At 41.0% G+C, this 24,836-nt stretch carries 18 protein-coding genes and 3 pseudogenes; 6 read left to right on the top strand and 15 right to left on the bottom strand.

Features of this window, described 5'->3' with window-relative positions; genetic code table 11:
* Nucleotides 1-153 precede the first annotated feature (153 nt).
* From BLT29_RS02805 to BLT29_RS02785, 5 genes are read right to left on the bottom strand one after another with little or no spacing between them, the layout of a single operon-like run.
* On the bottom strand, nucleotides 154-1,968 hold the full coding sequence (locus BLT29_RS02805) for an oligopeptide ABC transporter substrate-binding protein (protein ID WP_090774866.1): 1,815 nt from the start codon (nucleotides 1,966-1,968) through the stop codon (nucleotides 154-156).
* A 15-nt stretch (nucleotides 1,969-1,983) separates the two neighbouring features.
* A complete protein-coding gene (locus BLT29_RS02800; RefSeq protein WP_090774799.1) occupies nucleotides 1,984-2,892 on the bottom strand; it encodes an ABC transporter permease in 909 nt (302 codons plus the stop codon).
* Between the two features lie 18 nt (nucleotides 2,893-2,910).
* Entirely contained in the window at nucleotides 2,911-3,873 is a 963-nt protein-coding gene (opp4B, locus tag BLT29_RS02795; RefSeq protein WP_090774798.1) for an oligopeptide ABC transporter permease, read from the bottom strand.
* A 4-nt stretch (nucleotides 3,874-3,877) separates the two neighbouring features.
* Entirely contained in the window at nucleotides 3,878-4,810 is a 933-nt protein-coding gene (locus BLT29_RS02790) for an ABC transporter ATP-binding protein (RefSeq protein WP_090774797.1), read from the bottom strand.
* Nucleotides 4,797-5,819, bottom strand: coding sequence for an ABC transporter ATP-binding protein (locus BLT29_RS02785; RefSeq protein ID WP_090774796.1), 1,023 nt, complete (start codon nucleotides 5,817-5,819; stop codon nucleotides 4,797-4,799). The genes BLT29_RS02790 and BLT29_RS02785 overlap by 14 nt, the downstream gene beginning before the upstream one ends.
* A 489-nt stretch (nucleotides 5,820-6,308) precedes the next feature.
* Here BLT29_RS02785 and BLT29_RS02780 point away from each other — a divergent pair, with 489 nt between their 5' ends.
* Nucleotides 6,309-7,322 carry an LCP family protein gene (locus BLT29_RS02780; RefSeq protein WP_090774795.1) on the top strand — a complete coding sequence of 338 codons (1,014 nt, stop codon included), beginning with the start codon at nucleotides 6,309-6,311 and terminating at the stop codon, nucleotides 7,320-7,322.
* Between the two features lie 111 nt (nucleotides 7,323-7,433).
* On the opposite strand, the pseudogene BLT29_RS02775 reads toward BLT29_RS02780, so the two are convergent.
* Nucleotides 7,434-7,660 (bottom strand): annotated as a pseudogene (locus tag BLT29_RS02775) (IS3 family transposase); the annotation flags it as partial.
* A gap of 75 nt (nucleotides 7,661-7,735) precedes the next feature.
* Between BLT29_RS02775 and tnpA the strand changes: the two are divergent.
* Nucleotides 7,736-7,990 (top strand): annotated as a pseudogene (gene tnpA / locus BLT29_RS02770) (IS200/IS605 family transposase); the annotation flags it as partial.
* Nucleotides 7,991-8,218: 228 nt separating this feature from the next.
* A pseudogene (locus BLT29_RS02765) lies at nucleotides 8,219-9,957 on the top strand (IS1182 family transposase).
* Between the two features lie 198 nt (nucleotides 9,958-10,155).
* Here BLT29_RS02765 and yqgA read toward each other — a convergent pair.
* Nucleotides 10,156-10,599 (bottom strand): cell wall-binding protein YqgA, encoded by a 444-nt coding sequence (gene yqgA, locus BLT29_RS02760; protein WP_090774794.1) that lies wholly within the window; start codon nucleotides 10,597-10,599, stop codon nucleotides 10,156-10,158.
* A 483-nt stretch (nucleotides 10,600-11,082) separates the two neighbouring features.
* Here yqgA and BLT29_RS02755 point away from each other — a divergent pair, with 483 nt between their 5' ends.
* Nucleotides 11,083-11,898, top strand: coding sequence for a polysaccharide deacetylase family protein (locus BLT29_RS02755; RefSeq protein WP_090774793.1), 816 nt, complete (start codon nucleotides 11,083-11,085; stop codon nucleotides 11,896-11,898).
* 184 nt (nucleotides 11,899-12,082) lie between these two features.
* Here the strand turns inward: BLT29_RS02755 and galU are convergent, their stop codons facing one another.
* From galU to BLT29_RS02715, 8 genes are all read right to left on the bottom strand, one after another.
* The gene (gene galU / locus BLT29_RS02750; protein WP_090774792.1) at nucleotides 12,083-12,970 is read right to left on the bottom strand and encodes a UTP--glucose-1-phosphate uridylyltransferase GalU; all 888 of its coding nucleotides are present in this window, start codon (nucleotides 12,968-12,970) and stop codon (nucleotides 12,083-12,085) included.
* A gap of 22 nt (nucleotides 12,971-12,992) precedes the next feature.
* The gene (locus BLT29_RS02745) at nucleotides 12,993-14,555 is read right to left on the bottom strand and encodes a glycosyltransferase family 2 protein (RefSeq protein WP_176763767.1); all 1,563 of its coding nucleotides are present in this window, start codon (nucleotides 14,553-14,555) and stop codon (nucleotides 12,993-12,995) included.
* Between the two features lie 108 nt (nucleotides 14,556-14,663).
* The gene (locus BLT29_RS02740; protein WP_090774790.1) at nucleotides 14,664-16,817 is read right to left on the bottom strand and encodes a bifunctional glycosyltransferase/CDP-glycerol:glycerophosphate glycerophosphotransferase; all 2,154 of its coding nucleotides are present in this window, start codon (nucleotides 16,815-16,817) and stop codon (nucleotides 14,664-14,666) included.
* A 63-nt stretch (nucleotides 16,818-16,880) separates the two neighbouring features.
* Nucleotides 16,881-17,276: a glycerol-3-phosphate cytidylyltransferase gene (gene tagD / locus BLT29_RS02735; RefSeq protein WP_090774789.1), complete on the bottom strand. Its 396-nt coding sequence runs from the start codon at nucleotides 17,274-17,276 to the stop codon at nucleotides 16,881-16,883.
* A gap of 237 nt (nucleotides 17,277-17,513) precedes the next feature.
* Nucleotides 17,514-18,263, bottom strand: a complete 750-nt coding sequence (locus BLT29_RS02730; RefSeq protein WP_090774788.1) for a CDP-alcohol phosphatidyltransferase family protein — start codon at nucleotides 18,261-18,263, stop codon at nucleotides 17,514-17,516.
* Between the two features lie 2 nt (nucleotides 18,264-18,265).
* Complete coding sequence (locus tag BLT29_RS02725) at nucleotides 18,266-19,462, bottom strand: CDP-glycerol glycerophosphotransferase family protein (RefSeq protein ID WP_090774787.1); 1,197 nt, start codon at nucleotides 19,460-19,462, stop codon at nucleotides 18,266-18,268.
* Between the two features lie 73 nt (nucleotides 19,463-19,535).
* On the bottom strand, nucleotides 19,536-20,912 hold the full coding sequence (locus BLT29_RS02720; RefSeq protein WP_245701010.1) for a sugar transferase: 1,377 nt from the start codon (nucleotides 20,910-20,912) through the stop codon (nucleotides 19,536-19,538).
* 143 nt (nucleotides 20,913-21,055) lie between these two features.
* Nucleotides 21,056-22,057, bottom strand: a complete 1,002-nt coding sequence (locus BLT29_RS02715) for a glycosyltransferase family 2 protein (protein WP_090774786.1) — start codon at nucleotides 22,055-22,057, stop codon at nucleotides 21,056-21,058.
* Nucleotides 22,058-22,339: 282 nt separating this feature from the next.
* Between BLT29_RS02715 and nrdI the strand changes: the two genes are divergently transcribed.
* A complete protein-coding gene (nrdI, locus tag BLT29_RS02710; RefSeq protein ID WP_090774785.1) occupies nucleotides 22,340-22,726 on the top strand; it encodes a class Ib ribonucleoside-diphosphate reductase assembly flavoprotein NrdI in 387 nt (128 codons plus the stop codon).
* Nucleotides 22,689-24,791, top strand: a complete 2,103-nt coding sequence (gene nrdE / locus BLT29_RS02705; protein ID WP_090774784.1) for a class 1b ribonucleoside-diphosphate reductase subunit alpha — start codon at nucleotides 22,689-22,691, stop codon at nucleotides 24,789-24,791. Before nrdI ends, nrdE begins: the two co-directional genes overlap by 38 nt.
* The last annotated feature ends 45 nt before the right edge of the window (nucleotides 24,792-24,836 follow it).

Below are 24,836 nucleotides of genomic sequence, written 5' to 3'. Positions count from 1 at the left end.
TAATAAACATGACAAAGAAACTCCCGAAAAAATTCGAGAGCTTTTTTAATACGCTATTTTGATTGCATAATCCATATATCCTTTAAAAAATCCCTCTACGCTATCACATCATTCATTAGATAGAGTAGAGGGACAAACCTTCCTCACAACTATTTACTTCGCCACAGCTGGTTTCTCATCATTCAGTTGAATCATGTGCCTCATTGAATCACCATACTCAAAATTCGCATTGTCAACTGAATAACCACTTACACGTTTATTTACTGGAATAACTGCCAATTCATATAGCGTCGGTGCGATTGGAAGCACTTCATTAATGTAAGCTTGGAACTCATTGTACACCTCAACACGGTGCTCTGGATCAAAGGACGCATCAGACATCCCGTCCGCAAGCAATTCTTCAATACGATCATCGATATAACGCGGATAGTTAAACATCGCATCTTTACCAAACAATCCTGATTGATCAATGTCAGTTCCAGACCCCCAACCAGCTGTATACATATCAATCGCTGGATCATCTTCTTGAATGCGGTCATACATCACGGTTGGATCTGTTACTGCCCCTTCTAGCAAATTCACATCTAAACCAATATCACGCCATGACTGCATCTCAAATTTTGCAACCGCTTCAGCCGTTGCATCCCCCGCACGAGCTGCATACGTGATTTCTAACGGTTCACCTTCAGGCGTTTCCACAAACCCATCTCCATCTTTATCCTCATAACCCGCATCCGCTAAGATTTTCTTCGCTTCTTCTGGATCATATGCAAATCCTGGGTTTGATTCGTCATGATACAACAAAAATGTTGGTGGAATGACTGTATTTGCCGGGAAACGTACCCCTTTATACATTTTCTTGCTAAGTTCGTCATAATCTACCGCTAAACGAACCGCTTTTCGTAAATTCACATCAGCCATTGTCGCTTCGGGATCAGGTACGACTTCACCTTTCTCTTTGTCCCATTTACCAAGCTTAAAACCAGTATAAACGTAACCATTATTTACATTACCAAGCCAATCAACATTTTCCAACTCAGCATTATCGGCAAATTGAGCCACCGGGAACTGATTCACCATATCAACATCACCTGTACGTAGTGATTCAGCCATGACATTCGGATTCAGCGCCTTTAAAACAACTTTATCTACTTTTGGCTCCCCTTGCCAATAGTCTTCGTTTTTCACTAACGTCACAGATTCACCAGGAGTGATACTTTCCACTTTAAATGGTCCATAACCAAGTGGTTTTTTGCGCACTTGATCAGAACTTGCCATATCTTTCACCTCAACACCTTCAAAGTAGTGTTTTGGCATCGCATATGACCAAAGGCCACTATTCATCAAAGATGGATTCGCTTCTTTAAAAGTCACCTTCACAGTTTTATCATCGACAATCTCAAAACCAGAAATATTGTCCGCTTTCCCATCATGGTACTCTTCCATGCCAACGATGTTTTTGAAAGTCGCATCATAACGCACACCATCGTAATCTTTATGCCCAATTACTTCATGCGCAAACACATAATCCTCTGCTTTGACAGGTTCTCCGTCGTGCCAATTGACGTTATCCTTGATCGTAATTGTATATGTTTTGTTATCATCTGAAACATCAATCGTCGCAGCACCTTCATCTGACATCAAAAAGTTTTCGTCCAAGCGGAATAACGATTCACTAAACCAGCCGATCATATCAGCGTCAGACCTCATCTCATAAAACTGCCAATCAAATACGCCTTCAAAGGCTGACGGTGCATAAATTCCGACATTTAAAGTGCCACCGATTGCCTCACCTTCGGCAGCTTTCGTTTGTTCAAAGTCATCTAATGTATAGACGCCATCTTCTTTTTTTGCCTTATTAGCACGATCCTTGTCGTCGTTACTATCTCCACCACCACAAGCAGCTAAAGCCAGTACACAAACAAGCGCAGGTACAGCAAAAAACTTCGTTTTAAGTAATTTTTTCATCACTCTCTTTCCCCCTTAACCTCTTCGTTGTTTTGCGTCAGTCGAACGTTTTAACGCTTGACCGACATTATTTATACACAACATCAATACTAATACTAGAATTGACGCAGGTAACCATACCCATGGGCGAAGCTCAAAAATTTGTGGATTAGTCGCATGACTCATTAATGTACCTAAACTTGGCTTTGACTCCGGAAACCCAAACCCTAAGAATGATAAGCCTGTCTCAATCCCTACATTTGCAGCTAAACTTAAAGTGAAATTGACAATAACAATCGAGCTTAAGTTAGGTAACAAATGACTAAAAATGATCTTATAATGAGGTGTACCTACTGTCCTAGCCGCATGAATATATTCAAGCGAACTTTGTTGCAATGCTTTTGAACGAATTAAGCGCGCCATTGATAACCATAAAAAAGCAGTCATAATTAACGAAAATTGAATGAGAGTATAACCAGGTACGACCGCCACAAACGCGATAATAATCAACGTTGTTGGCAAAACCATAAAGAAGTCAACGATACGCATAAATACATTGTCCACGTGCCCACCGAAATAACCGGCTACTAAACCAAAGACTAATCCGATTATACCGGACATGATTGTCACAGCAAATGCCATAATCAATGAGTTACGCGTACCAATAATTAGTTGTCCAAATATATCACGTCCGCCATGATCAGTCCCTAACCAAAACTCTGAAGACGGCGGTTCAAAAATGGCTAATAAATCAACCGTTACAATCTCACTCTCTTTCAAAACAAGAGAAACCCCGAAAACAAAAGCTACAATTAATCCAAACAAAATAAGTGAAAATAAAGCGAGCTTATCCCTAACAATTTCTTTCAAAACAATTTTCATTCCCGATGGCGACTTAACAATTTTGCCATCACCTAGCGGTTGTGCATTGCTTTGCTGCTTCATACGACGGTCCTCACTTTCTTATTTAATACGAATTCGTGGGTCAACAATACTTAAAATGATGTCTGAAAGCATCGTTCCAACAATTGATAAAAATCCTGATAACAGCAACAGCGCACTAAACACACTGTAGTCTCGGTTTGTTAAAGAATCTATCACCAGTTTACCGATTCCTGGAAAACTGAACACCATTTCAATAAAGATTGTTCCACCAAGTACCCCAACGATTTCATATCCTAAAAAAGCTGCAATAGGAACGAGTGAATTGCGGAAAATATGATGATTATACACACGATTTTCACTTGCCCCTTTAGCACGTGCAGTTTGAATGAACTCCTTGTGCTTCGTATCGATAATCTCGCTACGCAAATATTGGACAGTACTAACAACAGTGATAAGTGCTAGTGACATCGCTGGCAAAAGCATGTGATGAATCTTGCTCATAAAGTAAGAAAATGTCCCTGGCTCTAATCCAGGTGTGACACTTCCCCCTGTTGGAAACCAACCTAAGTTAAATCCAAAAACAAACAATGTGATAAGACCAAAAATAAAGCTTGGAATCGCAAAACCGAGATACGTATATCCTGAGATCACTCTGTCTGCCCATGAATCATTGTAACGACCACTGATGATCCCTAACGGAAGTGCAATCAAGTAGGAAAAAACTAGCGTAAATATCCCTAGACCAGCTGTATTTAACATCCGCTGACCAATTAGCTCAGAAACAGGCATTTTAAAGCGGAATGATTGTCCAAAATCACCTTGCAGTGCATTCCCAATCCACCGTGTGTATTGTTGATACCATGGATCATTTAGCCCATGAGCCTCACGTAATTCCTCTAAACGCTCAGCTGTAATGCTTGGATCAATTAATCCAGTAAACGGATCACCCGGCATTAAGCTCGCAAGAAAAAAAATAAGCAAACTAAGCACAAACAATTGCGGAATCGCTATTAACATACGCCGAATAATAAATTTCCACATACGCTCACCCTCTCTCCCGTACAGCGGCGAAATGCGTTGGAGAAATTGGCTTTAAGGAAAAGGCAAGTCCTTCTTGATCAAAATACTCATTTGCTCGCTCGCGATACTCTTGATTTACTTGGTTACGAAGCGCCTGTTGTTGCTCTCTATTTTCCGGGTTAATATCCGGGATCGCTGACAATAACCTTTTCGTATAAATATGCTGCGGATTCATAAAGATCTCTTCTGTTTTCCCAACTTCAACGAGCCGGCCTTTATACATAATACCGATATGATCACAAAAATGGCGAACAATACCTAGATCATGACTAATGAATAAATACGTTAAGTTTAACTCGCGTTGAATATCTTGCATAAAATTCAACACTTGTGCTTGCACCGATACATCTAGTGCAGAAACAGGCTCATCTGCAATGACCAATTTCGGCTTCAGTGCAATCGCTCGGGCAATACCAATACGTTGTTTTTGTCCTCCAGAAAACTCGTGTGGATATTTATAAATGCTATCCTTACTAATATTTACCATATTGAGCAACTCTTCCACCGCACGAAATTCTTCGTCTCTCGTCATCTTTTCAAAATTGCGCAGCGGCTCTGCGATGATATCTAATATCCGCTTTTTTGGATTTAATGAAGAGTACGGGTCTTGAAACACCATTTGAATATTACGTCGCATATCACCTTTGCTACTTCGCTTATCTGTAATATCGACGCCATCAAAAATGATTCTCCCGGACGTAATATCATTTAAACCAATAATCGCACGCCCAGTCGTACTTTTCCCTGAACCAGACTCGCCAACAAGCCCATACGTTTTTCCCTGCTCCAGCTCAATGGTCACGCCATCTACTGCCTTGACATGTCCAACCGTTCGTTTCAAAATACCAGCTTTAATGGGAAAGTGGACTTTCAAGTCTTGGACTTTAAGAAATCCCATTTGCAATTTCCTCCTCTTTCTTTCCTGGAAAATCAAATGTTTGATAACATGTACAACGCACATAATGTCCCGGTACAACCTCATGTAATTTTGGTTGTGCTTCATGCGCGGATTCATCTATCCACGGAATTCGTGATTTAAAACGACACCCTTCACGTGGCAAGTTCACCAATGATGGTACAACCCCTTGAATCACATGTAGTTTAGACTTCTCTTGACTCATTGTCGGATTCGAGCGTAGTAATGATCGTGTATACGGATGTTTCGGATTTTTAAACAGTTCCTTCACTGGTGCGATCTCCACCACTTGCCCCGCATACATGACAGCTACACGATCTGCCATCTCCGCCACAACCCCGAGGTCATGCGTAATCAAAATGATACCGCTATCTAATTCATTTTTCAGTTTCCTGATGAGATCCAAAATCTGCGCTTGGATCGTGACATCCAGTGCTGTTGTCGGTTCGTCAGCAATTAAAAACGTTGGGTCACAGGCAATCGCAATCGCGATGACAATACGCTGCCGCATCCCCCCCGATAACTCATGCGGATACTGGGAATAAACCGTTTCAGGACGCGGGATACCGACTTGATTCAACAAATCGATAACCTTTTTTTTCCGCTCATGCTGGTTTAAGCTCGTGTGCAGGTAGAGTGTTTCACTAATTTGATCCCCCACCCGGTGTAACGGATTCAACGCTGACATCGGGTCTTGAAAGATCATTCCGAGATCGCCACCTCGAAGTTTTTGCATCTTTCTCTCTGATGCACCAGCAATGTCGTCACCTTTGTAATAAATGTGACCTTCAATCTTTGAATTCAGTTTCGGGTGCAAGCCCATAATCGAAAAAGCAAGTGCGCTTTTTCCAGAACCGGACTCCCCTACAATGCCGAGAACTTCATTTTTACGTACATCGAGTGTAACATCATCAACCGCCGCATAATATTGATCGTTAATACGAAACGACGTTTTTAAGTTCTCTATTCGTAGTAATTTGTTCTCCTCCATGGCAGCTCCACCTCTATTCCATCATCAACTTAACTACAGATCCCGTTCATTCATTAACTATGTATTTACATATGCATCGCACTTAAGTACACACAGCGTAAAGACTTGTTATGAATTTACAAAAATATATTGTGTGTTTATGGGATACTTTGAAAATGATACTAAGAATAAGTATAAAAGACGGCCCTTCAAATTGCAACATAAAATTTATAAATGCACGCTTGACTTTCCTATTATTCGACATCCATACTTTACGAGCGTAACCTCTCCGTAAAGAACATGTAACATCTTTTACCATATCCATACGCTACCTTCGCATATCATTTTGTGTTATAATTTGAATTTGAACATCACCGTTGTAGAGGATGCTTTGCTAAATCTACCGAATGATGCCCGTTCAAATAAACGGTATTGCTTTTCATATGCTTAGAGTCTATTATCCCATTACCCATTTACAATATTTTTTTCTTAATGTAGGAGGAACATCTTATGACCGATTATACACGGAATGACCGACGGAAGAAGCGTCGCTCTAAAAAAATCTTAAAAACCATCCTGATCACAATTATTGTCGCTTTTCTCGCGCTCGGTGGCGGGATCGTTTATTTTGTCAAACAACTGCAAGACACTGCTGCCGGGTCTTACAATGAGCTTAAGCGCGGAGACAAATCTGCCATGCGCGCAGAACCTATTGATATTGATAAAGATAACTTTTCGGTATTGTTACTCGGCAGTGACGCCCGCGAAGGCGAGGACATGGAAAATACGCGAACAGATTCCATTATTGTTGCTACATTTAACAAATCCGCGCATTCAGTTATTTTAACAAGTATCCCGCGTGATTCTTATGTAGAGCTTTCAGGACTTGGTATTATGGACAAAATTAACCACGCGAGCGCCAAAGGTGATGGCATTGATTCAACCATTGAAACAGTCGAGAACTTACTAGGCATTCCCATTGATTACCATGCGCTAATTAATTTTGCCGGCTTAGAACGAGTTGTTGATGAACTTGGAGGCATTGATGTTGATGTCACATACACATTTGACTTCACAGAAGGTGGTCGGACGTTACACTTCAAAGAAGGTCCAGCAACATTAGACGGTGAACATGCATTAGCATACTCACGCGAACGGAAATCCGATTTAAAAGGGGATCTTGGACGTGGACAGCGCCAACAACAAGTCATTAAAGCGATCATTCAAAAAGCCACTTCATTTTCTAGTATTACGCGCTTTCAAGGTGTAATGGATGCGATTGGGGATAACTTGAGAACTGATTTACAATTTGGTCATCTTCTTTCTCTACACGGTTATGCCGGTTCTCTTGATAACATTGAAATGCTTCAGTTAGAGGGAGACGATTGGTGGGATACTTCTACCGGCAAACGTATTTATTACTTTAAAGTTTTAGATGAATCTCTTGCTGAGGTGAAGCAACGTTTGTGGGAGCATTTGGAGTGGGTACCAACAAATTCGCCTGCAAATGCGGCAGGGTTTTAAACAACGTTTTATTAATCCATAGATTTAATATGTTCTCCATAGTAATATGGAACAAAAGACAGCATCGCAAATGAGGTATTCCATGTTGTTTGCGGTGTTTTTTGTGATATTCGCAGCTTCTAAGGTGTGGATACGGTATTGTACCGGATTCATGCCTTTTAATCTTGCTTTAATGCGTTTGTTGTTGTAGTAATGGGTATGTTGTTCCAGTTATTGCTTGAAATGAGAGATACTCTCAATTTTTTTAGGTAAAGAAATTCCGTCTTCATGATTCCGAAAAAGTTTTTGATGACAGCGTTGTCATAACTGTTCCCATTTCGTGACATGCTCTGTGTAATCCCGCATTATGAGCTAAGGCATGAAATTCCGGTGAAAGCTCTTTTACGGATCGCTAATTAAACAGTGTTGAATCAGAAGGGAGTGTAGGGAAAGACCATATTCATTTGTTATTGTCGTGCCCTCCAAGTTTGGCACCAAGTAAAATCATGCAGTATTTGAAAGGTAGATCATCAAGATTGCTTCAAGAAGAATTTTCTTGGGGGCAGCATTTATGGGCGAGAGGCTATTTTTGTGCAACCGTAGGAAGTGTAACGGAAGAGGTAATACGGAATTATATAGAGAACCAATCTGGTAAAAAGAGAGACGACATTTTCAAGATTGAGGAATGAGTTTAGTCATGTGGAGTGTGCTTAAGCACAGGGGCTTTGAGAAGACTTTAGTCTTGAATGTGACTTTCAGTCGCGGACATTTATGTCCAAATCAGGGCTGTCCCAAAAGGTCATAAAAAATGACCTTTAGGACAGCTTTTTCTGTTTTTAAGCCAAAAAAGCACAAAAAAATCGCCCACTCTGTTAAAATGGAGTTACCCAACAACCATTAGAAAAGAGGCGATTTTTTTGAGCAACCAAAAGGCTACTTTCCAACAGTATAACATAAATCAACTGAATCTTCCTATGGATTTCTCAGATCTTATCCCAGAAAATCATATTGCCCGTGTGATAAACGATATGGTCAACCAACTGGATGATCAACTTTTTTATGAAGTGTATAGAGGAGGGGGACGCCCGGCGTACCACCCAAAAATGATGACAAAGATTGTTTTGTATGGTTACACGCAAAAGTGGTTCTCCTGCCGTGACATTGCGAAATCACTGACAGAGCAACTGCCGATGATGTGGCTAGCTGCTATGCAGACTCCGGATTACCGGACAATCAACCGATTTCGCTCTGAAAGATTGAAACCACTTATTCATACATTGTTTTCGAAACTTACACAGCTACTCATCACCGAAGGTTATGTAGATGGGTCGACTTACTTTCTCGATGGAACGAAAATCGAAGAGAATGCCAATAAATATACGTTTGTCTGGAAAAAGAGTGTGCAAAGTTATGAAGAAAAACTTCAGGTGAAGATCCACAAGATGATTGAAGAAATTGAAAAACACGTTGAACTTGATCACACTCAAATCCAACAATATGACGAGAAAGATACAAAACAGATATCCAGCGCAGCACTTCAACGCGTGGTCGAGTCTACAGAAAAGGAACTCTCTACAAAAGAACAACAACTTGAAAAAACGACAAACAAAGAAAAAAAGAAAGAACAAAAGCAAGCAATCAAACCACTTCGAAAACTTCATTGAAAGATGAAAACAGATGCATTGCCACGTTTAAAAAAGTATGAAACATCTTTTCGCTTATTTGATGGACGCAATAGTTATTTCCAAGACCGATACTGACGCTACATTTATGCGTATGAAAGATGATCACATGAGGAACGGACAATAAAAAGCGGGATACAACTGGCAAGTTGGCACACAAGATCAATTTATTCTTTTTTACACAGTACACCCGAATCCTACGGATACAAGGTGTCTTCTTCCGCATGTCGAAGCGTTGAAAGAAAGCGGTCTTCCACTCCCTGAAACACTCATCGCCGATGCTGGTTATGGCAGCGAATCCAATTATGTAGCGATGGAAGACGAGCCCTTTGACACATTAATTCCTTTAAATACGTTCCGTCAAGAACAAAAGCGTTCTTTTGCGAAGAAGCAGTTCCATCCATATAACTGGACGTACGATGAATATAATGATGTGTATTGGTGTCCAAACAAACGGAAAGTAATGTTCCAACGGTACGCGAGACGAACCGATACATACGGCTATACACGAGACTTTAAGATCTATGAGTGTGAGTCATGCACAGAATGTCCGTTCAAAAGTGCGTGCACGAAAGCGCGCGGAAACCGGCAGATTCATTATAATCCCGTGTACGAGGAACTAAAAGCGAAGCAACATCGAAAATTGAACACAGAAGATGGACGAACACTCTACCAAAAAAGAAAAACAGATGTGGAGAGTGTATTTGGTCATGTCAAACAAAACCTCGTCTTCCGAAGACTTTATCCCCGAGGCAAAGAAAAGGTACACATCGAGCTCGGGCTTGTCGCCCTCGCACATAATTTAAGGAAAATAGCGGCGCGGAACCGTCTCTCCAAGAAAATTCCTGACAATAAAAACAAAAACTCACTGATCAGACGTCAAAAGCGTCAATCAGTGAGTTTGTTTTTCATGGGGCTTTTGGGACAGCCCCTCGTTTAAGTACCTTGTCACCACTTGTAAATCTAGTCAATGAAAAAGCACCTCCAAACTTTAGACTGTGTCTAAGATTTGGGGTGCAGTTCATGAAATGTGAAGGTTCCTTCATTTTGTTTAATAAGGACCTTATCAGTGGCTGGACGACCTGAAAAAAAGATATCCGTGATTTGTGCTTGGAAAAAAGAAAAACCTTCTCAAAAATCATATGACTTTTGGGACAGCTCTTCATCATATTTTATCTGTAAATCGTAAGGCGATCAGAGTTAAGCCAAGCTACCTGGCCCTTGCCTTTTTTATTCACCCCAACACTTACAATACCAGTTGCCTTACCACTCACTCCAAGTGCGCTTATCTTAATTTTCTTAACTGGAGTCTTTTTCTTAAAAGAACCCTTTACATACCCGTAATACTTTCCACCACGCTTTCCGTCATGTTCAAAAGCACCCCAGTAAGTCACTTCTCCGCATTTCCCATTTTGCTCAACCGTAAAATCTATAGTTGTTGCTCTTTTCGTGTATGTAGTAGCATCTGTCCACAATCTTACCTTACAACCTGAGCCTGCTCCAGGAGCACTAATCCATGGTCCTGTAGACGCCTCAGCAGTATCAGGAACTAGAGATGCTGACAAAGCTAGTGTTAACACCGAAATAACCGAAAATCTCTTAATCCTTTTCATCATAATGAAATCTCTCCTTTAAAATTTAAAATAGGACGCTGTTTCACATAAATAACTTAATACCTGTGTCAGCGACACAATTAATCTTACATCATTTTAATAGTGCTGTCAACCTACATTATTGACAGGCTCTCCTAGAAAAAGACACACCTCACTGCAATACAAGCTTTTCAGCTCATGAGTTGAAAGTATGCACAAAATAGATCCGTCTGGTTGTTTAAGTTGGTACCAAAACAAATTTGTTTTCAGTTTTGAAAGGGCATCCTGAATTTGAACCAGAAAGACAAATACCGAGATTCTAGTAATCGTTCTCTCGTGTAAGATAAATCTCGCCTACTAATTTAAAGTAAGTACTTTCTGTTGCTAAGTGAAAATAATATTTGTCTATGAAATTACTTGCCCTTCTCCTCCAAAACATCTACAATACAATTAGTGGAACTTCGACACTAAACAACAAAATGTCCACACATTTTAGGAGGAATTTTCTTGAAAAAGATATTTATTATTTTGACCTGTCTAAGCTTCCTTATCGGTTGTAATCAAGCCCAGAGCGATTCCGGTTCTGACTCCACTAAACCTACAGCTCCACAGCCGAAAGCGCCCGTAGAGCAAAAAAAGCTCGTATCCAATGAAAAAAGCGCAAAAATATTATATGAAGTAAATCCAGACAACAGTTATGTGCTCGAGCCAATTGCAGGCTCAGGCATAGAAGCTGATGAGAAAGCCGTCTTATTAACATTTGACGACCCTTTTCGCTTCAATGATCCAGACCAAAATAATGTCCTTGAAATGGCAAAGACACTAAAAGAACTGGATGTCCCTGCGATTTTCTTTGTAAATGGCACTTATCTTCATACCAAAGAAGGAAGACAAACACTCAAAACAGTCGCTGACCTTGGGTTTGAAATTGGTAACCATACGATGACACATGTAAAATTAGAGCCACTACGAGAAGAAGACCAAACTGGGAACATTTTATCATTAAACAATTTAGTTGAAGACATCATTGGGAAGCGTCCACGCTTCTTCCGTGCTCCTTATGGTAAACACACCGAGCATGCACAGAAAGTAGCTGAAGAAGAAGGTATGACGTTAATGAATTGGACATATGGACGTGATTGGAAAGAGGGCTACGATACACCAGAGGCCATTACAGATTACATGGTCAATAGTAAACACCTGCAGCCCGGAGCAAACTTACTTATGCATGATTTAAAGTGGACTTCTGATGCGCTTAAAGATATTGTTACTGGATTACGTGAAAAAGGCTACGGTTTTATTGATCCCGCTACAATAAAATGATCTATTTATTGTTTGGTCATCACACACCCTCTATCTTAAAGTTAGATTGAGACTAACTGGTGGATGCTTAGGTGCGCCACCAGGTTCCATCAATGTCAAAACACTGTTGTTACGATCATAGATTCTTTCCTTATAAATCATCATCAACAAGAGCTATGAGGATTCCTCATAGCTCTTGTTGATTTTAATTCTTCAACATCTCTTCTAGTTCCACATACTGTTTCATCTTCTTCAGCAATGCTGGTTTCAAGTCTTCTCGCTCCAGCGCAAATGCGAGCGTCGTTAACACAAATCCGATCTTCTCACCCACATCATAGCGCTGTCCTTCGAAATCATATGCATAGACATCTTGCGTCTCATTTAACGCACTGATCGCATCCGTCAGTTGAATCTCGCCACCAGCACCCGTTTCTTGCTTATCAAGGAAGTGAAAGATCTCCGGAGTCAGAATATAGCGACCGAGAATCGCCAAATTTGATGGTGCTTCTGCTACTTTTGGTTTCTCAACAAAGCGATTGACACCGTAAAGACGACCCTCTTGCACTTTTGGATCAATAATGCCGTACCGATTTGTTTCTTCATGCGGCACTTGTTGCACACCAATAATGCTCGCATGTTTCTGCTCATATTGCTCAATTAACTGTTGTAAGCATGGATTTTCATGCCGAACAATATCATCTCCAAGCAAGACAGCGAATGGTTCATTTCCGATAAATTTCCGCGCACACCAAACTGCATGTCCTAAACCCTTAGGTTCTTTTTGACGGATATAATGGATATCAACTTTCCCCGCCTCCTGCACAGCTTCAAGCAACTCGTATTTTTCTTTCTGAGCTAAATTTTGTTCTAACTCATGCGCATGATCAAAATGGTCTTCAATCGCACGCTTTCCTTTTCCTGTCACAATAATAATGTCTTCAATTCCTGAATGCACAGCCTCTTCGACAATGTATTGAATCGTCGGCTTATCAACAATCGGTAACATTTCTTTCGGCATTGCTTTTGTCGCTGGCAAAAACCTTGTTCCAAGCCCAGCAGCTGGGATGATCGCTTTCTTTATCTTTTTATTCATACACTAGAGCCCCTTGTCACCATCATTTTTCTGCAATGATTTTTAAGGATAGATTTCCATTGATGGTCTGATAAAATTGATATTTTTTGCCGTTAGCAATCCACTCAACCTTCTTTTCATCGACCTTCTTTAACATCGTCTTCTCATACCCATTGTATATGGCATACATCACATATCCACCTTCTGGGAGAAGTTCTATCTTTTCTTTCTTGAGTATCATCTGCAAACCTTTGTTGTCACTTACGCATTCTCCGTCCAGATAAACAGTATCGGGGGCAGCGCGACTTGCAAATTGAATCGTCTCAAGCCCTTTAGCAACACTCTTTTCTGGATCTAAAGAAATGTGGATATTTCCGCCATGCATTGACACATCCTTAGTTTCAACATGAAGAAGTACTTTTAACCATGAAAAAGCTGTATTTTCTAACGAGGTCTTACAATAAAGCGTGCCATCTTTCATCATGAAAGTCGCTTCTTCATTGCTTTTCGACCATTTTGCTAGCTCAACTAATTGATCATACTCTTTTTGCATGAAGAGACGAAAGTACGCTTGGGCCAATGGCTTTATCAGAATATCTTCTAGTTCATAACTTCGGCGATAGCCTTTGAAAATTTTTATAGCTTTTTTAAGTTTGCTGTAATATGCAGATTTATTTTTGCTCTTGATAAAATGCTTACGGTCAAATAAGCGCGCAATACAGTCAAACTCGATTAACCGGTTTACAATCATTTTCTCTTGTTCGACTGGTAAGTTTTTGTCAAGCACATGACGTAATACAGTTAAGTTTGTGTCCATCTTCTCCAGCACATTTGTTTTCGTTGTTAGCGAAACATTGTCTTCTCGCCTATTCACATAATAAATGGTCTTTGTTGTTGTCGAAATTTTTCCCGCAACAGAAAGGACATCAATAAAAAATTGTTTGTCCTCAGCAAATTTCATCTCTGGGAAAAAAATCTTATGTTGTCGCAACAAATCTAATTTAACCATACGTGAAGGCGGTCCCAAGTGATAAAACATATGTCTGATAGAAAAAGGCGACACGCCTTCTCTGTCCGCGCACGATGTATAAGGCGCAACAATCTTTTGACGTTTACTTTCTACTTTCATTGTTTTTCCAGCCGCATAGTTCACACCCGTTTTTTCCATTAAATCGTACAAGGTCTTTAATCCTTGACGAGAAAGCCAATCATCCGCGTCTAAAAACAGCACATAAGAGGAGTTTGCTAAGTAGATACCTAAGTTTCGCGGAAATGCGGGTGTTCCTGTATTTTCTTCTAAGAAAATGGCAACGATATTCGGGTAAAGCTGAGCGTACTCTCTCATAATCTGTTTTGAACGATCGGTTGATGCATCATCTACTAGAATAAGTGTTACGTTTTGAAAACCAATATGTTGCACGACAACAGAATCAATCGTCTGTGACAAATATTTCTCGGCGTTATATACAGGCACGATTACTGTTACCGCCGTTTTTGTGTTCAATGCATCCTCGTTTACCACATTGTAATCAATCTTAGAAAAGTATTCCTCTTCAGTACTTTCGTCCTTATTTTTAAGCCTCAGTTTCTCCAACAGATTTCGCATCATGACCCTCTTCTCTGTTTTTTATAAAAGGTTGGTTGGATCCCATCCGTCTTACAATGATGGTGCGTGAGCAGTACAAAAAAGATTGCCTGCTCTGGCACCTGCTACTTACTTTTTAAATACGCGTTCAACCACATGACGAGATGCTTGTCCATTGTCCAGATGGCAGTATTGGTTATAAAAGTCATCTCTTTTTTGTTCGAATTCGGCCGAAACCGACTCAATGTTTTCTAAAGCATCCATCACTTGCTCGGATGTCTCTAGTAATGGCCCTGGTGCCTCAGCGGCAAAGTCAATATAAAATCCCCTCAAGTCATCGCGATATTTATCAAGGTCATACGTATAAAAAACAATCGGACGCTTTAAATTGGCATAATCGAAAAAGACAGAGGAGTAATCTGTAATTAAAACATCCGAGATCAAATATAACTCCGCAATATCGTCATAATCAGAAACATTATAGACAAATCCCTCTAACCCATCTACATCTAGATTGTCGGCAATTAAATAATGCATCCGTAACAACACCACATACTCATCTGCAAAACGTGCCTGCATTTCTCGAAGATCCAATTTCACTTCAAATTTATATCGACCTCTAGCATAAAACTCATCATCTCGCCAAGTCGGTGCATAAAGGACCACTTTTTTATTTGAGGGAATGTTTAAACGCTGTTTCAATCGTTGGATATTGCTCATGTCTGTCTTAGCAGGATCATAAAACAAATCATTACGCGGATACCCAATATCTAGCATCTCTTTTGTAAAGTTAAAGGCCCGTCGAAAAATCTTCGAGGAGTACATATTTGGAGAGATCAAATAATCCCAACTCTGCGTTTCCTCGTAAAAGTTTCGCTTATACGCCGTTGTTGACGTTCCAGGCATTTTCACTTCCTTCATATCTGCTGCCAAACGTTTTAATGGCGTCCCATGCCAAGTTTGCACATAGATCGTATCCGCACGCTTATCTAATGTCTTCTCTTTTCGCGCGTTCATCACCCAATATTGAGATGTCGCTGCGTAGTAATAATACTTTAAACTTAGTCGCTTTACTTTTCGATGCTTTCCTGGGATGTCCTTATCCTTTGGCTGATTGAATGCCCAAATACATTCGTACGAATCATCGTTTTTTTGCAGTTCCTCATAAATATAACGCGGGTTACAAGCATACGTCTTACCACCAAAGCTTTCAAACAACACGCGCTTTTTCTTAAGCGGACGTCGGTGAAACCATACCCTTGAAATTTGCTGATATAATTTTGTGCGGCTTTTAAAGCCATTGCGCCATTGATTCGCGTTCAATCGTCGATCGATCCATTTGCATGCTGATGCTTGACTCCCTTTGAGGTGTGTCGCAATCTGTTTTCGCCCCAGCCAGCCTCTCTTACGAATCGTGTCCTCACGCACTAACGCTAAACCAGATTGAATTTGCGTAAAGTATTGTTTAAATAATACATGGTTTCGGTAATCAGCAAGTTCCTGGAAATATACTTTTAAAAACCATTCTTCTAGTTCAGTGCGTAGCCAGCCATTTTTTTCCAAACATCCATCTTCCATCACCTGCTTGAAAAAGCGAAGCCACTCCTCAATCTTATTGGAAAATGGTTCTATATTTAATGATGGTTGCTGAATTGGGTCGTAACATTCCCCTTTGATGTAGAGGGGAAGATTGATATAGGATACTTGTGAAGCTACTTTTAATGCATCTATTGTAAACCCATCATCAGCATAATAATGGCGTGATTCCTTAAAACTGAGTTCGAAGCAGTCTATAAAATCTTTTCGGTACAGCACCCCTGCAACAGAGTGTCGTTTCATTGCCTTTACTAAGTTTTCAGCTGTCCATCGACTTGTGCGTAAATTCAATTCCTCTAAAGGCTTAACATTATGTGATTTTTGCATGCGGCTCATCATAATAGGTGAATCGGTCATCTCAGCAAGTACACCCCATAAACGAAGTGCATGTTCCTGAATATAATCATCACCGTCTAAGAAGAGACACCAATCTCCAGTGACCTTCTCTAAACCGGCATTGCGCGATACACTTACATTCTTAGAAACGTCGCACGTAACTAACGCTACATCGTGTATCTCATGCGTTTGTATTGTCTCTTTTATGATACGTAAGCTATCATCTGTTGATCCATTATCAACAATGATTAGCTGTTTATGCTTATAGTCTTGTTTTGCATAAGAAATTAAACACCGTTCAATGTAGTCTTGCTTATTGTATACTGTCACAATGACACTAAATTTAACCATTGATGCTACGATTCACCCCTTTCGACTCGCTTGCCTCTAAAACAATACGCACTTTTATTTAGTTCATTGATTCACAGCACTTAATCCTTCTTTAATCTTCGTCGTTGAAATGCCCGCTGTTCGCGGTAAATACACAACCTCACAGTGTTCTTTGAGGAAATCGAACTTTCCTTCCCAATCGTCTCCCATCACAAATACATCAATATCATGTTTCTTCACATCTTCAACTTTTTGTTCCCAATTATCCTCTGCAATCACTTCATCCACATACCGAATCGCTTCCAGAATCATTTTTCGGTTTTCAAAGCTATGGAAAGACTTCTTCCCCTTTAAATCATTAAACTCATCCGATGAAATGGCAACAACTAAATAGTCGCCTAAATCTTTTGCTCGTTTCAATAAATTAATATGACCCCAATGTAATAAATCAAATGTACCGTACGTAATCACTTTTTTCATCGCGTGTTTCTCCTCTCTTATGATTTTTATCAAATAAATTCGTTGTCATTTTCATACTCGTATTCTACAGCCGTGCTTCGTCTGTCTTCAACGTTCATTTATGTTTATATACAACACGCTACGCGCCATTGAATTTCCCTCGACAGTCATTTTCCTATTATAACATAAATCTTCATCTTTACATAGTCTTTACATAACGACACAGCCTCATTATAGTACAATTATCAAACACTTCCCTCATTGAAACGTACGCAAAGTCACGACAAAACGTGCTCCTACTTTACATACCATCAACAATAAAAATCCCACCAAATACCAGCCTGTCAACAACATTCCTACACTCACTGACAAAAGAGCGCTAGTGACAAAAAAACCAGGGAGACCGAGCAACACACCAACAAATTGCCATAATAACGCCTTCGTCCGAATTTGATTAACTGGATCGCGCTGGTCAGCATGTGTGGCATGTGTTAATTGGTAAGAGATTGGAATGAATAATGCCATAATGATACACGTAACGACACCGTAAACTATGACGGATTCAGACGATGACAATTGTAAACGATCGGCCATCGTTAAGATCGCAAGCAAAATCGATAAATAAACAGGCAACGTAGCTCCTTGAATAAGCAAATCGATAAAATAACCTTTTCTGGACGTTTTTCCCGTCAAACGTGCCATTTCACCATCTACACAGTCGAATAAATAGCCGATGTTATAACAAAAAAAGGCAATCACAAAACTGAGCGGTGTGGCTTGCATTACCCAAACCCCTGATGCAACAACGAAAAAAGCACTGAGCCAACTAACGGCATTCGGTGTTAAGCGGCATTTCAAAAATACGATGGTGACAAAGATAGATAACCGCCGCAGCACATACCATGACCATAAGTCTTCTTTTGTACTATATGCTTGTGATTGCGCACGCAACGTGCGAACTTTCGCTGTATCAAACCACGTCGTCGCTAACTTTTGCTCCGTTGTCATTACTACTCGGCTCCTTTATATGGAAACACGCGCTCGACGACGCGCTTTGTCGCTTGCCCATCTTCTAGCGCACAAAACTTCTCTTGAAAGCGCGTATACGCGTCCTCGTATAATCCTAATCCTTCTTCCTCAAACCGACCAATCGCAGCAAGCAATGCTTCTGTTGTCCGCACAATCGGTCCCGGCGCTTCTTCTTCCAAAGAAAAATAAAATCCCCGTACTTCATCACGATAACGCTCTAAGTCATACGTAAAAAATATGATCGGCCGTCCTAAATTCGCGTAATCGAAAAACACAGACGAGTAATCGGTAATGAGCATGTCTGAAACCAAATAAAGCTCATTAATATCGTAATAGGTAGAAACATCCTTTACACAATCATTATAGGACGAAAGATCCAGTTTCTCACTTATAAACGAATGAAGTTTGACGAGCAACACTGCGCGGGCGCCATATGTTTCCCTAAAAGTGTCTAAATCTATTTGCAACTGAAATGTATAGGCACCTGGTCCAGCATGTTCATCATCACGCCATGTTGGGGCATATAAAAACACTTTCTTGTCTGTTGAGATGGCAAACTTTTTCTTTAACGCCGCAATGGCGTCAGGATGGCTTTTCGTCGTTAAAACATCGTTACGTGGATACCCTGTCTCAAGCATCTCTTTTTTAAATTGAAACGCCCTCCGAAAAATATCGCTTGAATAACGGTTGGGTGAGATCAAGTAATCCCAATGGCTTGACTCCGCATGAAAATGCTTTACATACGCTTGTTTTGTGACGCCTGGCATTTTGACATCTGTCATGTCAGCGACAAGTTTTTTTAAGGGCGTCCCGTGCCATGTTTGCACGTACACCGTATGAACTGGTTTTGGGACCCAATTTGGCATACGGCTATTTATCACCCAAAACTTCGCTCGTGCCATGAGCAAAAACCACTGCAAACTCAACCTTCGCACATAACGAACCCCATTCTCCTCAAATAAACGTTCGTGTTGCTTTTTCACACTCCAAATCAGTGTATAATCCATCTTCTGCTCGCGCATATATTCATAAATTGCCCGGGGATTGCAACTATATTGCTTACCCGAATAACTTTCGAACATGACTAATCGCTCATTCACTGGCAACTTTGCAACTAGCCAAAAAACAAAGCGCGTCAGCATTTGAACCGCATTGATTCGTTTTAATCGTTTCAGCATGGATCCATCTCCTTACAATCAAACAGCGAACCCCACAACCATAATCATTTGTGGGGCAACTTTATACTAACTTCTACTGTGTCTTACGTGCAACATAAGGCATCTGCTGACTGCTTTTTGTCTTTGGTAGCTCTGCTCCTTCTGATTTCGCTTTATTAATGACAACCAAGATCGTTTGCATCAAAATAATGAAATCAAGCCAAAGTGAGTAATTACGAATGTAGTGTAGGTCAAACGTTAATTTTTTATCGACGCTCGTCGTATATTTACCCATCACTTGTGCGTAACCAGTAATGCCCGGTTTGACAGCATGGCGGTAGTTAAACCATTTGTTTTGCCGTTGAAACTGTGTCGCAAAGAAAGCACGTTCCGGTCGTGGACCGACTAAAGACATATCACCTTTTAACACATTTATTAGTTGTGGTAATTCGTCAATCCGCGTTTTACGAATAAATTTACCCATTTTCGTGATCCGAGCGTCATTCGTTGTCGCAAGCGTTGGTCCCGTCTTCGCTTCTGCATCAATGACCATGGAACGAAATTTTAATATATGAAATGGACGATGGTTTTTCCCGAGCCGCTCTTGTTTAAAAAAGATTGGTCCACCATCTCCGCACTTGATCGCAATCGCACAAATCACCGTCACCGGCAAAGTGAAAAGCAATAACACGAAGGAAACAGCTACGTCAATCATTCGCTTTAAGCCAGCTTGGAAAAGTGTTAACGTAAACGGCTTTACTTGCATGACCATCGTATCATCGACCGTCGTCACTGACGTATTCATTAGCAACATATCATTCACTTTCGGCACGACATAAACGAGTTTTTCATTTTTCATCGCACAAAACATGAGCCGTTCTTTTTTCGCTTCTTCAATTCCTGAGCCAAGAAAGATGACATCATATTGCATGACATGTGCCTGCAAGGCGGCAAGTGATTCATTTTTATCGTACCAACGTACGTAACTATTTTTAGACAGAAAGGTGGATAGGCTTCTTTCCATACGGTCAAATTCTTCTTCAGTCCCGATGAACATGACACGACCTTCACGGGTAAATTGGCTATACTTTGTATACAACCATTTCCAACCAAGTAACAAGAAAAAAGCATTCGTATGCGCCACAAGTAATAATGAGCGCGGTAATGCAAATTCACGAAAAAAGAACGAAGCTGTCATCGTAAGCAACATAATAAGCGTAAGGGCAATGGCCAACTTCCTGACAATGTCCCAAAAATCATGTTGTACGAGGCGATCTAATTCGTAAATACCTAAAAATAATATACTGATCAGTAAAATCCATGGCACCACGGAGCTGAATGCTTCCATGTTGCGTGGATCCATCTGATCACGTAGCAGCGTGAACGCCAAACCGTATGCAAGAAAAATGAGCACAAGGTCAATGAACATCGTCACACCGCGGATCATTTTGTTTGGGATCATATTTGGCATATGCATGACTCCTAGTTTCATAGTTTTATCTTCAGCACATTTTAACATAGTCAATGAAAAAAATCTTCCCTATGGGAGAATTTCCATTAATTTTTAGCACCTTTTTGACATTCCGAGACAAGAAAGGACACAACATCCTCTACTCACAACCGCCAGTAATCACGGCTAAAATACGCCGAAAATGAACCCCATCCTCGGAAGAAATGTAAACAAAAAAAGGTCACCATGCACGGGAACAAAGCGCGCCATCCTTTTTTACGTGCAATCCCAACACTAGCGTAAGCATTGACGCCAACGTATAGTGACACCATCAGCAGAAACGCCGCGAATAGATATAAATGAAAAAATGATAAAATCGTGAACAACAACCCAAGCACAAATGCGACAAGCGGTGCCTTTTGCCTGACACCTGAAGCACCTGGTGTCCGCTTATTCGCGATGACCGTCCATTTCCCGTCCCCTAAAGACTTTTTAATTAATGTCCGTAACGTTGGTCGCACAAAATAAGTAGAAGTGATCGTTGTCGATAAAAAAAATCGCTTTCCCGCATCTTTCATTCGTTTATGAAATTCAATGTCTTCATTTCGTTTTAATGTCTCATTAAAAAAACCGACTTCAGCAAAAATCTCACGTTTATAAGCACCATAAGGAACAGTATCGACATACCCTTCCCATGAAGTATTTTTTAATGTCCGAAACTTTGAGTTGCCAACACCAAATGGATGAGCGTACACATACGCATTGATTTCCCCTTGGAAGCCGCGCCCTTTTGAATCAATCACACCACCGACAACATCTGCTTCGGGATGCGCTTCGATCGTCTTTGTGTAGCGTAAAAGGAAGTCATCAGGGATGGCCGTATGACCATCAATCCGCAAAATGTAATCGCCTTGCGCTGCACGAATCCCGATATTCCATCCTGCAGGCAATGTTTGTCGTGGATTTTCAAGTAATTTAATCTGCGGATATGTCGCTTGATAACGCATGACGATCGCTTTCGTTTGATCGGTTGACATGCCGTCAATAACAATTAACTCCATCAAAAACTGCTCACTTTGTTGCTTTAACAATTGTGTCAATAACCCTTCGATATCACGTTCCTCATTGCGCACAACGAGCAACACTGAAAAAAAAGGTTTCTTCATTACTTTCCACCTCACTCACTTCACGCTACTCATCGTAACGTAAACATGCGTAGATGTAAACAAACAGGCTATCCACGATAAATATTTATCCATATTTACATTAAAATGGAAAATCATCTGTCGAAAAAAGAGGATAAATACTTATCCACAAGTCTCATGTCGCACCACATGCAGTATTTAATGCATTTGTGCACAGGTTGGGGATAAAATCAATATATAGACCCCGTTGCGCTTTTGTGGTACTATATGTAGTGTAGACATGACGAAAGGGCTGTGATACTCATGAAGATGATCTTCGCTTCAAAAACGGGGAATGTGCGCCGATTCGTGGACAAGCTTTCCTTTTTAGACTGCCAACCACTGCAGTCCACCCTACAAGTGGACAAGCCTTTTATACTCATTACGTATACAACCGGCTTTGGTGATATTCCACTTGAGGTCCGCCACTTTCTCAAAAACAATCATCATTTCCTTCGTGGCGTCGCCGCAAGCGGAAACCGCATTTGGGGTAATCGCTTTGCGAAAAGCGCGGACACGATCAGTCAAATGTATCATGTGCCTGTCTTGCATAAATTTGAACTAAGTGGCACACCAAATGATGTGGCCATTTTCTCACAGGAGGTTGAAGCCCTTGTCACAAAATCAAGTACCAAAGTGGGTACAGCTTAATAATGAACTGATGATTAAAGCAGATGGTGCTTATCAGTTCGAAAAAGACAAACAAGCTGTACATAGTTATTTTGTTGACCATATTAACCAAAACACCGTGTTCTTCCACGATTTAGAGGAGAAAATCGATTACTTGATCAAGCATGACTACTACGAGTCAGAGCTGCTCGAAAAGTATTCGATGGCAGAGATAAAAGAAGTGATGAACATCGCCTATGAAAAGAAATTCCGTTTTCCTTCTTTTATGAGTGCGTTCAAGTTTTACAATGATTATGCACTAAAAACAAACGACGGACAGAAAATTTTAGAACGCTATGAAGACCGCATCGCCATTGTTGCGCTTTTCTTTGCTGATGGCGATATTAACCATGCCAAAGCGCTCGTTTCCGCAATGATTGCGCAAGAATTCCAGCCGGCAACACCGACTTTTTTAAATGCCGGAAGAAAAAGGCGTGGTGAACTCGTCTCTTGCTTCCTACTTGAAGTAGGCGATTCACTCAATGATATTAGCCGTGCCGTTGATATTTCCATGCAACTGTCTAAACTCGGTGGCGGTGTCTCGCTCAATTTATCGAAGTTACGGGCAAAAGGAGAAGCGATTAAAGACGTGGAGAACGCAACAAAAGGGGTTGTCGGCGTGATGAAGCTGCTTGACAATGCTTTTCGTTATGCCGACCAAATGGGACAGCGTCAAGGATCAGGTGCCGCTTATTTGAATATTTTCCATGCGGACATTCACGACTTTCTCGATACACGAAAAATTTCTGCTGATGAAGACGTGCGTGTCAAAACGCTATCCATTGGCGTTGTCATCCCTGACAAATTCATTGAACTGGCCCGTGAAGATAAGGATGCTTATCTATTCTATCCACATACGGTATACAAAGCGTATGGCCAGCACTTAGACGAAATGAACTTCGATGAGATGTATGACATATTGGTAGAAGATCCACGCGTTCGAAAAGAGAAAACAAACGCCCGCCGTCTCATGCAAAAGCTCGCTTTACTACGTTCAGAATCAGGCTATCCATATATCGTGTTTGCCGACAATGTCAATCGTGTTCATGCGAATAATCATATTAGCCATGTGAAATTTTCCAACCTTTGTTCAGAAATTTTACAGGCCTCACAAGTATCGACCTACACCGATTACAACGAGCCCGATGACATCGGTTTAGACATTTCTTGTAATCTTGGCTCCATTAACATGATGAACGTCATGCACAACAAATCATTACGACAAACGGTGCGACTAGCGACAGACGCATTAACCCGTGTCTCTGAGTCGACAAACATCACGAATGCCCCCGCGGTTCGGCGCGCGAATAAATTAATGCGCTCCATCGGGCTTGGCGCCATGAACTTACATGGATACCTTGCAAGCGAGCAAATCGCATATGAAAGTGAAGATGCGCGCGACTTCGCCAACACCTTTTTTATGATGATGAACTTCTACTCGCTCGAGCGCTCTGCCGAAATGGCGCGGGACGAAGGTACCACATACTACGGCTACGAAGAAAGCACATATGCCGATGGCACGTATTTTGAGCGCTATTTAACCGAGGATTTCGCACCCACATCCGCACGCATTGCGGCACTATTTGAAGGCATGCATGTACCGACAAAAGAAGATTGGCGCGACCTAAAAGACTTCGTTGCCAAACATGGCCTGTATCATAGCTACCGTCTTGCCATTGCCCCAACAGGTTCCATCTCTTACGTACAATCGGCCACCGCTAGTGTCATGCCAATTATGGAGCGGATTGAAGAGCGCACATATGGCAACTCAAAGACGTACTACCCGATGCCGGGGCTATCTGAGAAAACATGGTTCTTGTTCAAAGAGGCGTACGACATGGACATGTTTAAAGTCGTTGATATGGTGGCGACGATTCAACAACATGTCGACCAAGGTATTAGTTTTACGTTGTTCTTAAAAGACACGATGACGACTCGCGATTTAAATCGCATTGACTTATATGCCCACCATCGTGGCATTAAAACGATTTACTACGCCCGCACGAAGGACACTGGACAAGACACATGCTTAAGCTGTGTCGTTTAAATAACTATGAGGCGGGAGCACCGAGCTTCCGCCGATGCAGAAGGA

The organism is Shouchella lonarensis (assembly GCF_900096965.1).
Taxonomy (GTDB): domain Bacteria; phylum Bacillota; class Bacilli; order Bacillales; family Bacillaceae_D; genus Shouchella; species Shouchella lonarensis.
The sequence above is the reverse complement of the archived record's forward strand: the minus strand, read 5'-3'. Positions and strand labels throughout refer to the sequence as shown.